Here is a 12101-nt window from a genome sequence, read left to right as displayed (position 1 = left end):
CAAGTGTCCGAGGCGGCCGGCACCCCGGCCGCCTCGAACCACGCCAACACCCTCTCGAAGTTCCCCTTCAACACGATGAGGTCTCCCGCCGAACCGCCATACCCGCAAACTACGTCAGCCGCCTTGTTCCTCATGGTCGACCCCCGCTGGGACCTCCCGTACGACGACGCCCGCACGGCACTCGTACTACGCCAGTGCGTCCACCTCACCCAGTCCTTCGTCGAGGCGAGCTACGAAACCGTCCTCATCGCAGGCAACGCCATCTATGACGCCATCGACCTCAACCCGGTCATCCCGACCTCCTACGCCTGGGCCGCGTCTTCCACATCACCCTGAACCCCTCCGAAGAAGCGGTTCTCCACCGAACGGCCAACGACGAAGATCGATCCCCAGCCCATCTCCTGAACGACCTCCACCACCAACGAGCGAAGCGTTCCCCGTGGTCGGCATCCCTCGACAACTCGACCCTCACCCCGCTGGAAACCCTCCAGCAGATCGCCCACCTGATCCAGTCGGGTCACGGAGAACTCCACGGCCAACTGCCAGAACCTCAGAGCTGACCCCGGCCGTTTCTATGGGTGTCAGGAGGTGGATGGTTCCGATCGACAGGATCAATTGGTGTCGGGTGCTGGGGTTCGGGGTCAGCTGGGCTGGGGTGGAGGGCGGTTTGGCGCATTGATCCTGTCGATCGGGACACCCTCGGAACTGTTGGTTCGCCCGGCGCGGCCGAGGGGCGTACTGACGGACATGAGGTGTGGCTCGGGAAGAGCTTGCCGGCCCGGTGGCGAGCGTGGGGCAGAGGAAGTCAGGCGGACACCTCATGTCCGTCGGTACGCGACGGGCGTCGCGCCGCCGTCCCAACTGCGATCCAGCCAGACAGCATCGTTGGGAGAACCGTTGTCGATGCTGCCCCAGGCCATCCCGTCCTTGTCGGACAGGCGCAGCACGACCCGCCACCCGTTGATCACCTTCTCCGGCACGGGAAACTTGTCTTCCTGTGCCGCGACGGATCGAGGGTGTCGCACGAAAGCGAGCACACGGTCGCATCAACAGTCGCCGGTACGGCGTACGCGGCCTGTGGTGCGGTCGGCGTCAAAGTGGCCGTCACCCGGAACTGCGATCAACAGTCGTTTCATGATCAGCCTCCGAGGGCGGGCTGGTTTGTCCATGTGGTGTCGGCGTCGTAGGTGGTGGTGCTGTCCCAGGGGTTCGGGCCGCCGGCGGTGGCGATGTAGACGAGTTCGTTGGAATGCCGCACGTAGTACGTGGGGTAGTTGAAGGACTGGAGTGAGATGTTGCCGGCTCCGCCAGCGTGTGGTGGTTGCGCGCAGAAGGTGGCGTCCTTCTGGAAGGTTGTCGTCCCGTCGCTCGCGGCCTTCTGCAAACGGTAGTTGCTGTGCCGGAGGTATTGACCAGGGAAGTTGACCGACTCGAGTGAGTAGCAGCTGCTCTCGGCGAGACCGGGTCTGACCACGAAGCTCGCGTCCTGGCGATCACCAAGGGCGCTCCCGGCGTCGATGACGTCGGTCCGGGCGAGGCCGTTCTGGTGGCGCAGCACCCGGTTGGTGTAGCCGGGCGTGGAGACGCGGAACGTCCGCGTCTGGCCGACGGCGAGGTCTGCACCGCTCTTCCACCAAGCGGGAACCAGATTCCAAGTCGCGTCATCACGGAAGGAACCACCCGCATCGGCGTCCAGCCAGACCTCCGAGTTGCGATGCCGCAGGAAATACCCGGGCCGGGCCGCCGACTCCAACGACGTACCGCCGCCACTCAGACCCGAACGAGTGCAGAAGGTCGCATCGGCCGCGAAAGACCCGCCGGAGTTGGCTTCCTTGTAGACCCGAAGATCTCGCTGACGCAGATACTGCCCGGGGAAGTTGCGCGACTCGAAGGAATAGCAACTGCTGTTGGACAGTCCACTCCGCACCCAGAAACTCCCGTCCTGCTTGAGAGTTTGGTTGCTTCCAGCATCGATCACTTCGGTCGCAGCGACGCCGTCGACGTGCCGCAGATAGCGATTCGTGTAGTTCGGCGTGGTGACCCGGAACGAGACTAGCTTCCCGGTAGGCAGCTTGGTCCCACTCGCCGCGGCCAGCACGCGCAGGTTCACCGCCCGCACCCGCGCGAAGTCCATCTTCCGAACCTGCCGGTCGTAGGTGAAGAACCCGTTGATCTCGTCCTCGACATCGGTCGGTTCTGTGTAGACCGAGCCGGACAACCCGGACCCGATGATCAGGTCGGGCAGCTGATCGGCGATCTGCACATAGCGATTCGTCAACGCCTCCGGCGTCGGGAGCATCTCGTAGGCGAAGGTGTCGCCGGTCGACCATTCATGCCCAGGCACATGCAGCCCGAGTCCGCCGAACTCGCCAAGCTGCAGGACCCGAGTCGCCGAAGGAGCACGAGCGACCGCCGGACCGACGTACATGTGGTCGTCGATGATGTCGCCGCTGCCCGGGTCGGGATCGGAGTCGCAGCAGTTGGAGCCCGAGTTGTGGTTGACCAGCCGCGAAGGATCCAGCGACTTCACCAGATCCGTGATCCGGCCGGCCCGGAACTCGCCCCAGCCTTCGTTGAACGGGATCCACTGCACGATCGACGTGATGCCCTTGTGGTTGTCGACCATTCGCCGCAGCTCGGTCTCGTACCGCGCCTCGCCGGTCGCCGAGGCGTTCCGGCCGGCCACCAGCGCGGGCATGTCCTGCCAGACCATCAGGCCGAGTTTGTCGGCCCAATAGAACCAGCGATCCGACTCGACCTTGATGTGCTTGCGAACCATGTTGAACCCGAGCGCCTTCTGCTGCTCGAGATCGAACCGCAGCGCGTCATCGGTCGGTGCCGTGTAAAGCCCATCGGGCCAATAGCCCTGATCCAACGTCCCCAGCTGGAAGACGAACTTCCCGTTGAGCGTCGGCCGCAGTACGCCGCCCAGCATCGCCTTGCCGATTGACCGCATCCCGAAGTACCCGCCGACGGCGTCGCTGCCGAGCGTCACCTTCAGGTCGTAGAGGAACGGATCATCAGGAGACCAAAGGTGCGCATTCGGCACCGGCACCCGGAAGCTCGTGCCCGTCGTGCCGTCGGCCTCGCCGACCACCTGACCGCCGGACAACACCTGCGCATGCACCGCCTGCCCAGGAGAAGATCCTTGTACGACGAGGTCGAGGCCGCCTCCAGCGACGTTCGGAGTGGCGTCGAGCCGGGTGATGCGAGTGGCCGCAGTCGGTTCCAGCCAGACCGTCTGCCAGATGCCCGACGACGGGGTGTACCAGATGCCACCGCGGTTCAGTCGTTGCTTGCCGAGAGGGATGTCCTGGGTGTCGACCGGAGCCCAGACGCCGACGATGATCTCGTTCGCACCGGCCCTGAGCGCCGACGTCACGTCGTACGAGAAGCCGTCGTACCCGCCCTCGTGAGTGCCGAGGAGCGTCCCGTTGACCCAGACCTTCGACTGCCACATGACGGCGCCGAAGTTGAGCTGGACGTGCTGCCCGGACCAACTCGCGGGCACGGCGAACGTCCGCCGGTAGTACATCCGCTCCTCGTGCCGTTGGATGCCGGACAGCGCCGACTCGATCGGATACGGGACCAGGATCTCCTCACTGAGATTCCTCCCGATCGGCGGAGTGTCGAGGTTCGCCGTCGGCGCGAACTGCCAAGCACCGTTGAGGCTCTGCCACTGCGTGCGGGTCAACTGCGGCCGCGGATACTCCGGCAGCGGATTGGTCGTCGAGACCTGACTCGTCCACGGCGTACTCAACCGAGGCGGCTTGGGGGTGACCGCTGTCGCCGGTAGCGCAGCAGTTGCCAGCAGCAAGGAAATCACGAGGATCAGCCAGCGGCGCATCCCGATCACCCGGCCTGTACGCCGGTGGCGACCTGGCCCAGGCTGATCCAGCCGCCATGACCGTCGCCGCCTGCCCAGGAGTAGACGGTTGCCGCGTTCGTCGTCAGATCGACCATCGCGTAGTCGGCGTTGCCGTCGCCGGTGAAGTCGCTGAACGAGACCCGGTTGGCGGTCGTGGTGAGTCCGGTCGCGACCTTACCCAGCAGCAGCCAGCCGCCGCGGCCGTCGCCACCACGATTCAGGTAGCTCTGCACCGATCCGTCGGCCGCGATCGTGCTGTAGTCCGCCCGGGTATCTCCGTCGAGATCGGCGAACCGCACTGCCGCGCGGTCGGTCGTAGTACCGGTCGCCACCTGACCGAGAGCCGACCAGCTGTTCACGCCACGGTTCAACCAGACCTGAACGGCGCCGCCGGCCGCGATCGTCAGATAGTCAGCCTTGCCGTCCCCGTCGAAGTCGGCAAAGCGCACAGAGCTCTGGTCTGTGGTCACACCTGACGCGATCTGGCCGATCGACGACCAGCCACCACGACCGTCTCCGCCACGGTTCAACCACGCCGAGACTGAGCCGTTCGCGTTGATCACCAAATAGTCAGCCCGGCTGTCGCCATCGAAGTCAGCGAATCGGACCCGTGTCCCGTCGGTCGTCACGCCCGTCGCCACTTGGCCGAGCACCGACCAGCCGCCGCGACCGTCGCCGCCCCGGTTGAGAAACGCCTGTACTGCGCCGTTGCTCGCGACCGCGAGGTAGTCCATCCGCCCGTCGCCGTCGAAATCGGCCCAGCGCACCTTGCCCGATCCACCGGCTTCGTTGCCTGCATTGAGTGCAGGCGAAGCGGCAATCACGCCGTCGGAGTACGCGCGGTCCAAGGCCGGGTAGAAGGCCTGGGCCATCCGCTGGAACCCGGCGTCGTTCGGATGCAGCCCGTCGGCCATCTCGGCGGAGGTGAGCGCCGGCGGTTCGACGTACCGGGTCTTGGGGTTGGTCAGCGCGGCCTTGATCGCGGCGTTGAAGGTGGCGACCTTGGACTCGAGCCCGGGGGTGGTCGGGATCAGGCCGAGGACGAGCACGGTCACGCCGGGCTTGTCGGCGACGATGCGATCGACCAGGCCCTTGAAGCGCGCCGGGGCGTTCGGTACGTCGACGTTGCGGTTCAAGTCGTTGATGCCGAGGTGAAGCGTGACGACGTCCGGCCGTACGCCGGCCAGCCAGCCGTCGATCTCGGCGCGGACCTGGTCGATGATCCAGCCACTGTGGCCTTCGTTCGAGAGATCCGCGAGATTGCCGGAGGCCTGGGAGCCGACGAAGTTGACGGCGTACCGGGACTGGCCGCTCACGAGTTGAGCGAGCGGGCGGCGGTAGGAGGACGAGGTCGGGCTGCCGACGCCGGCGGTGATCGAGTCGCCGAGCGGCATCACCCGCAACGTCTTGACGGCCGGCACGGCCTGAGCCGTGGGTGCGGTCGTGGCTAGAAGCCCAGCTATCAAGGTAAGGACTACGGCGACCCGCTTCATGAGGCGGCATTCATCAGGTCGAGAGCGCTCTGCTGGCGGGCCGCGTCGAGTTTGTCGATCGGGCCGTACCAGCGGAGGCCGTACTGGTCCATCGCCGTTCGGTCGGAGGCGAAGGCGCGGTCGGCGTTGCGGCGCAGATAGGTCGTGTAGGGGTGGTCGGACAGTGCGGCGTTCAGCTTGCCGAGGCCGCGGACGTGGGCGCCCTTGAAGGTCGGACCGTCGCCGCCGCAGTCACCGGATTCGCAGGGCTCCCGGAGGATTCCGTCGGCGGTGTTGAGGCTGGAAGAAGTCGTAGCGGCGTCTGCGATCTGCCGAGCCGTTGTGAGGTAGGAACTGTTGCCAGTTGCCTTGGACAACTCGGTGAGTGCGCCGAGGAGGACGCCCTGGTTGTAGGTCCAGGCGGTGTCGCCGTTGTTCTTGCAGGTGGACAGATTGATGCCGTCGTTGACCAGATGCGAGCTGTTGATCATGCCGGTCTGCTGGAACCACGTCCAGCCGTTCTGCGCTCGCTGGAGATAGGTCGTGTCGCCCGAGATGCGGTTGTGGAGGGCCGCGCTGAGCTGGATGTAGAGCGAGTTGGAGATCGCGTTCTTGTACGTCTTCGCCTCGCTCCACCAGACCCCACCGCCGCAGGTGTTGTCCCAGTACGCCGCCATGTGGTCTGCGTCGGCTCTCGCGGTCTGCAAGTAGCGGGCCTCACCGGTGTAGTCATACGCAGCGATCCACGCGAGACCCCACCAGCCGGTGTCGTCGATGTAGTCGTTGCGGAATTGTCCTTCCGCGGCGTTCACGTTCAGGTCGTACGTCTTGCCGATCGCGTACTTGTAGCTGTTCATCCCGGAGATCCGCGCGTTGTCGATGATCGCGTTCAGCGCGTTGGCGCTGTTCCACCAGCCGGTGGTGTCGAACTTCCCGGTCGAGAGGTTGTAGTACTGCATCTGCGCGGTCGCCGTCGCCGTACGCCGGTCCCACGCGTTCCAGGTGGTCCGGGCCCACGCAGTACAGACGATGTCTGGCCGGTCGCCGGCCTTGCCGCAGGCGCGGAGGGCGCCGACGCCGAGGTTGTTCCAGTCGTCGACGTTGAACATCTGGGTGCGCCAGCCGGTCTGGCCGGACGGGATCGCGGTGTTGCCGAGCCGGCTGCCACCCGACCAGGTCCGGCCGCCGTCCATCGAGCGGTCCAGCCAGACCTCGTCGCCGGGGCTGCCGTTCTCGATCGAGGCCCAGCCCATCGCGTCGGTGTCGTCGAAGTGCAGCCGGAGCGTCCGGCCGAAGATCGTCGCGCTGACCGGGCTCCGGTCGCCAGGGGACAGCGCCGGATCGCGGGCGTCGCAGTACTTGTTGCAGATGGTGGCCTGAGCGCTCATCGGCACCGCCGGAGTGGAGGAGGCTGGAGGTGGTGGCGCTCCCGCAGGAAGTGACATCGCTGTCAGCAGGGCAGTCGTGACGAGTCCGGCGATCATGATGGATCTCCCTGGGGCGGTAGGAAGAGAGCGCTTCCATCGAAGGTAGGGCGCGGTCTGTGAGGGGGTCAATACGTCGGGTGAGCGAAAATGTGGGAAAACGTGGGACATCCGACCTCTTGACCGGGTCGTCGCGCGCGCTCTAGCGTGCGGCGCGAGCCCACCGCTGATTGATTGTGTTCGATCGTGAGGAGAGCTGCATGTCTTTCCGCCCTTCTTTCCGCTGGCCCGTCGTGCAAGTGCTGGCGCTCCTGCTCACCTGCGGACTGGCCGGCGTGCTGACCGCGGTACTCCCCGGCCGGGCCGCCGCGGTCGACGGACCGAGCGACGTCTACGCGTACCTGGAGAACCCCGGCATGGTCGCCGAAGGCCAGGTCGCGCCGCACAGCAGACTCTGGCCGTACGCCGACGACGCGTCCGCAGTACGGGCCGGTGATTCTCGGTACGTGCGGTCGTTGGACGGGGCGTGGAAGTTCAAGCTGGTGGATACGCCGGGGTTGGTGCCGGCCGGGTATCAGGAGCCGGGGTTCGACACGTCGGGCTGGTCGACGGTGCAGGTCCCGCATACCTGGCAGAGCGACTTCCTCGATCACCCGATGTTCCGCAACATCCCCGAGGAGGTCTGGCCGGATGCGCCGCCTCGCGTACCGCGCGATGTGAATCCGACCGGTGCCTACTTGAAGAGCTTCGACATCCCGGCTAGTGAGAATGGCCGGCGGCAATTGGTCCGCTTTGAAGGTGTCACTAGCGGCTATTTCGTCTGGGTCAACGGTCGGTACATCGGCTACGACCAGGGTGGCTACAGTCCGGCCGAGTTCGACATCACCTCTGCGGTGAAACCGGGCCGGAACACCCTTGCGGTGCAGGTGCATCGGTGGGGATCCGGGTCCTACCTGGAGGACTACGACCAGTGGCGGTACGCCGGGATCTTCCGCGACGTCTTCTCGTACTCGGTGCCGGAGGCAAGGATCCAGGACGCCTATGTCACCACGGATCTCGATGCGGACTATCGCGACGCGACGCTTGCTGTCGACGCATCGGTCGAGGGGGCGGGCGCGGGCTACGAGGTCAGCGCCGTACTGCGTGATCCGCGCGGGCAGGTGGTGACGAAGTTGACCGGTGCGGCGGGCTCTCGGCTGAGTGGCGTGGTCAGCAACCCTTCGAAGTGGTCGGACGAGACTCCGACGCTCTACAGCTTGGTTCTCGCCTTGAAGGATCCGTCCGGCCAGGTGGTCCACCGGACCAGCCAGAAGGTCGGTTTCCGCGAGATCGAGGTCCGCGACAAGCAGATCCTGCTGAACGGCAAGCGGATCCTGTTCCGCGGTGTGAACCGGTCCGAGACCGATCCGGACACCGGGCGGCACATCACCCATGCAGCGATGGAGAAGGACGTCCAGCTGATGAAGAAGCTGCACGTCAACGCGGTCCGTACGTCGCACTACGAGAGCGACCCGTACTGGTACGAGCTGGCCGATCGCTATGGGCTGCTGATCGACGACGAGGTCGACATCGAGACGCATGCGCACGAGTCGTGTCCGTCGGTCTGCCTGGCGTCCAAGCCGGAGTGGCAGGCGGCGTACCACGACCGGTTCGTCGCGCTGGTCGAGCGGGACAAGAATCATCCGAGCGTCGTGTTCTGGGATACGGGCAACGAGGCCGGTCTCGGGACGGCGCACTACGCGATGGCCTCGTGGGCTGACGCCAACGAGCCGACGCGGCTGCTCTACCACCAGTCCAACAGTCCGGACGGTGATGCGCCGTACGCCGATGTCGCGGGGCCGCGCTATCCGACTCCGGCTTCGCTGGAGAACAAGGCGAAGACGTTCACGAAGCCGATCGTGATGGGTGAGTATGCCCATGCCATGGGCAACGGTCTCGGGAACTTCGACCAGTTCTGGGCGCTGGCTCGCAAGTACCCGTCGATGCAGGGTGGCTTCATCTGGGACTGGGCCGAGCAGAATCTTGCGCAACCCTTGAAGCTCACGCCCGACTCGTCGCCGCGTCAGACGCAGGCCTTCTTTGTCGGAAAGCCTGCTATCGGGTCTGGGCATCGGGGAAACGGCCTCGTGTTGTCCAGCCTGGACGACTTCGTGGATGTCTTCCGTGATCCATCCCTTGATGTGACCGATGGCTTAACCCTTGATGCATGGGTTGAACCAGGCGCTTGGACTGGATCGTTCCCGATTCTCACGAAGGGACAGCAGTACGCGTTGCAGATGCCGTCCGCGTCCACGCTCGAGTTCAGGGTGACTGCGGCCGGTCAGGAGAAGGCGATCATGGCTGCTGTTCCGGCCGACTGGGTTGGTCGGTGGCATCGGGTCACCGGCACGTACGACGGGTCGGCGCTGGTCTTGTACGTCGACGGGGCCGAGGTCGCGCGGACCGCGGTGACGGGCAAGCTCGAGCCGGGGCTGTGGGAGGTGAATGTCGGGCGTAATGCGCAGACGCAGCAGGATCAGGTTCGGGGCCGGCTTGCGCACGGGACGTTCGACCAGATCAGGATCTTGCCCAAGGCAATGAGTTCGGCCGAGGTGGCGTCCGGGGTGGATCTTCGGTCGGAGGCTGTGCTGGCGCTGGACTTCGAGAACGTCGTCGACGCGGGGCGGTTCCAGAGTCTTGGGATCAGTCTGTCCGGGACGGATGGTCTGGTCGGGACCGATCGGTATCTGCAGCCGGAGACCGCTGAGATGGCTTGGTCGCAGTCGCCTTTGCGGTTCAGTTCTGCCTCGCCTGGTGTTGTGACAGTGAGGAACGAGCAGCAGTTCGCGCCTTTGACGTTCGATCTGCGCTGGGCTGTGCGGCAGGCCGATGCGGTGATCCGGCAGGGATCGGTGCCGCTGACCTTGCCACCTGACAGCTCTCGCGTTGTCACGTTGCCGGTTGCAGCGGACAACCCTCGATCGCTCGAGCGATTCCTCTCTCTTGAGGCAGTTGCCGGCAATGCAGTTCTTCAACGGGATCAGCTCCGCTTGGGCGGAACGGTCGTCGCGGGCGTTGGGGCTCGTCCGGCTACAGGCAAGGTCGCGATGTCCGGCACCTCCAAGTTGATAGTCTCGGGGCGCGACTTCCGCTACACCTTCGATCAAGGTGCGTTGACGTCACTGGTTGCGCGCGGCAAGGAGTTGCTGAAGCGCGGACCGGAGCTGGATGTCTGGCGTCCGCCGACGTCGAACGAGACCTACGACTGGGGAACGGCCGATCGGCAGGTCTGGAACGCGATCGGTCTCGACCGGCTCCAGACGACCCGCGGTACGGTCACCACCTCGACCTTGACCGACGGGCGGGTCCAAGTCGTCGTACCGAGCAAGGTCTCGGCTCCTGGGCACGCGGACGAGCTCTCGTTCGACCAGACGATGACCTACACCATCGACGCGGCCGGGGCGATCACGCTTGCGCATCAGGTGACACCGCACGGCAGCAAGTTGAGCAGCCTGCCGTACCTGCCTCGCGTCGGCTTCTCACTGCAGGTGCCGGACTCCCTCAACCGCTTCGCGTACTACGGCCGCGGTCCTGAGGAGAGCTACAGCGACCGGGCTTCTGGGACTCGAGTCGGGGTCTACCGGAGCAGTGTGGAAGACCAGTACGTGCGCTACTCGCGGCCGCAGGCTTATGGCAACCACACCGACACCCGCTGGACGAGTCTGACCGACTCGCGCAACGGCGTACTGGTGGCTGCGGCCAAGGGAGACACTGTTGACGTGAGCGTCACGCAGTACGACGCACTGGATCGTGCGGAGTACGACTTCCAGCGACCGCTTGTGCGCAACAAGGGCTGGACGACGCTGCATGTCGAGGACGCTGAGACCGGGATGGGCGAGACGCCGAACGGAGTACAGGCGCCGTACAAGATCGACCCGAACCAACCACGCTCGTACGCCGTGACGCTGCGACCGATGTCGTCCGCGGAAGCTGTGACGGGTGCTCCTGCAGTGTCTGGGGAACCTGCTTGCGACCCGACTACCGTGCTGCAGCCGCAGGGTGACGCCAAGCAGGGTGAGCCTTTGACGGTCCAGGTGAAGGTGACGGGCGAGTGCGCCCTCCCCGTGCGGAACACTGCCGTCGCCTTGGCTGTGCCGGACGGTTGGAAGGTCGAGCCGGCCTCGGTGTCGTTGGGCGATGTTGCTGCTCAGGAGACGAAGACGGCGACCTTCACGGTGACTCCGGCGCTCACTGCTGGCTTCGGTAGTTATGACCTGGTGGCGACGACTACCTCGGATCAGGGTGTTGTCGGGGCTACGGCGCGGGTGGAGTTGCCGTTGGCTCCTGGGCAGCGGTGGGCTAGTGACCTGCCGTTCGTGGGGACGCCGACGAATGGGTGGGGTCCGGTTGAGCGGGATACCAGCAATGGTGAGGATGTCGGTGGTGATGGTGGTCCGCTGCGCATTGGTGGGACGACCTATGCGAAGGGTTTCGGGGCACACGCGAATTCGGTGATCACGCTGGACGTGCCGAGCGGGTGCACCCGCTTCGAGGCGACGGTCGGGCTGGATGCCGAGGTCGGTGGGTCGGGGAGCGTGGCATTCGAGGTGCGCGCGGATGGCGTCGTACTGGCTTCCACGCCGCGGATGACCGGTGGTGGTGCGGGTGCGAATCTGTCGGCTGCGCTAGCCGGGCAGGCACAGGTGCAGCTGGTGGTGAGTGATGGTGGTGACGGGAATGGTTCGGATCACGCGGACTGGGCGGCGGCCCGCTTCACCTGTTGATGAGGAGTGAGGTCAGGATGCCGAGCGCCAGCAGGGTGGTCACGACAATCACCAGGTTGGCGGCACGGGCGTTGCGCTGAAGTAGTTCAGTGCGACAGGCGGGCTTGAGCGAGCACGGGTCGAACGCGACGCCGCTTGGCTCGGTGAGGGCTAGGAGGTGGAGGGCCCAGGCCTGGGGTTTGCCGCGTAACGGCGTACGGGCTTGTGCTTGTTCGATCGCATCCTCTTGGACGCGATCGCGGACGAACGCTTTGGCATCCGTCACCTTCAGCAGGTCGTGGCCTTGGAGTGCGTGCTGGACCACGGTGTGTGCCGCGAGGACGCGGTGGTGCCGGGGGAGTCTGGCGGGCAGGTTCGCGTACGCCAGGCGGACCAGGTCCGGATAGTTGTCGAGCAGTGCTGCTTCGACGTCAGCGGGGCTGATCGGTGCGGGCGCCGAGGTGGGCGCGTGCGCAGGTGTGTGGGTTGAGGCATGAGTTGGTTGGGCTGGTGCAGTGGTCTGTGCGTGTGCGGCTGGGCGTCGCCGTTGCAGGGTTCTGGTGGTGCTCATTGCGCGGTCGCCGCTCCTTGACAG

At 65.6% G+C, this 12101-nt stretch carries 7 protein-coding genes; 2 read left to right on the top strand and 5 right to left on the bottom strand.

Annotation, left to right across the window (positions count from 1 at the left end; all coding sequences use genetic code 11):
• Window positions 1–3 precede the first annotated feature (3 nt).
• Complete coding sequence (locus ABZ004_RS34400) at window positions 4–336, top strand: hypothetical protein (RefSeq protein ID WP_355685584.1); 333 nt, start codon at window positions 4–6, stop codon at window positions 334–336.
• Between the two features lie 482 nt (window positions 337–818).
• On the opposite strand, the gene ABZ004_RS34395 is transcribed toward ABZ004_RS34400, so the two are convergent.
• The 4 genes from ABZ004_RS34395 to ABZ004_RS34380 all read right to left on the bottom strand — a co-directional run bounded on the left by ABZ004_RS34395 (window position 819) and on the right by ABZ004_RS34380 (window position 6824).
• On the bottom strand, window positions 819–980 hold the full coding sequence (locus ABZ004_RS34395; RefSeq protein WP_355685583.1) for a hypothetical protein: 162 nt from the start codon (window positions 978–980) through the stop codon (window positions 819–821).
• A gap of 158 nt (window positions 981–1138) precedes the next feature.
• Window positions 1139–3847 carry an AbfB domain-containing protein gene (locus ABZ004_RS34390; RefSeq protein ID WP_355685581.1) on the bottom strand — a complete coding sequence of 903 codons (2709 nt, stop codon included), beginning with the start codon at window positions 3845–3847 and terminating at the stop codon, window positions 1139–1141.
• A gap of 5 nt (window positions 3848–3852) precedes the next feature.
• Window positions 3853–5361, bottom strand: coding sequence for an FG-GAP-like repeat-containing protein (locus ABZ004_RS34385; RefSeq protein WP_355685580.1), 1509 nt, complete (start codon window positions 5359–5361; stop codon window positions 3853–3855).
• The gene (locus tag ABZ004_RS34380) at window positions 5358–6824 is read right to left on the bottom strand and encodes a glycoside hydrolase family 76 protein (RefSeq protein ID WP_355685578.1); all 1467 of its coding nucleotides are present in this window, start codon (window positions 6822–6824) and stop codon (window positions 5358–5360) included. The genes ABZ004_RS34385 and ABZ004_RS34380 overlap by 4 nt, the downstream gene beginning before the upstream one ends.
• A gap of 200 nt (window positions 6825–7024) precedes the next feature.
• On the opposite strand from ABZ004_RS34380, the gene ABZ004_RS34375 reads away from it, so the two are divergent.
• A complete protein-coding gene (locus ABZ004_RS34375) occupies window positions 7025–11527 on the top strand; it encodes a glycoside hydrolase family 2 TIM barrel-domain containing protein (protein WP_355685576.1) in 4503 nt (1500 codons plus the stop codon).
• Here ABZ004_RS34375 and ABZ004_RS34370 read toward each other — a convergent pair.
• Window positions 11517–12077 (bottom strand): hypothetical protein, encoded by a 561-nt coding sequence (locus ABZ004_RS34370; RefSeq protein ID WP_355685574.1) that lies wholly within the window; start codon window positions 12075–12077, stop codon window positions 11517–11519. The two genes, ABZ004_RS34375 and ABZ004_RS34370, sit on opposite strands and share 11 nt — an antisense overlap.
• Window positions 12078–12101: the final 24 nt, after the last annotated feature.

The sequence above is a fragment of the Kribbella sp. NPDC006257 genome, from assembly GCF_040613535.1.
Lineage (GTDB): Bacteria > Actinomycetota > Actinomycetes > Propionibacteriales > Kribbellaceae > Kribbella.
This window is presented reverse-complemented; position numbering and strand designations above follow the sequence as displayed.

Excerpts from the sequence above, each read along its gene's own strand:
- ABZ004_RS34370 (WP_355685574.1), bottom strand. The coding sequence starts at position 12,077 with ATGAGCACCACCAGAACCCTGCAACGGCGACGCCCAGCCGCACACGCA.
- ABZ004_RS34390 (WP_355685581.1), bottom strand. The coding sequence starts at position 3,847 with ATGCGCCGCTGGCTGATCCTCGTGATTTCCTTGCTGCTGGCAACTGCT.
- ABZ004_RS34375 (WP_355685576.1), top strand. The coding sequence starts at position 7,025 with ATGTCTTTCCGCCCTTCTTTCCGCTGGCCCGTCGTGCAAGTGCTGGCG.
- ABZ004_RS34385 (WP_355685580.1), bottom strand. The coding sequence starts at position 5,361 with ATGAAGCGGGTCGCCGTAGTCCTTACCTTGATAGCTGGGCTTCTAGCC.
- ABZ004_RS34380 (WP_355685578.1), bottom strand. The coding sequence starts at position 6,824 with ATGATCGCCGGACTCGTCACGACTGCCCTGCTGACAGCGATGTCACTT.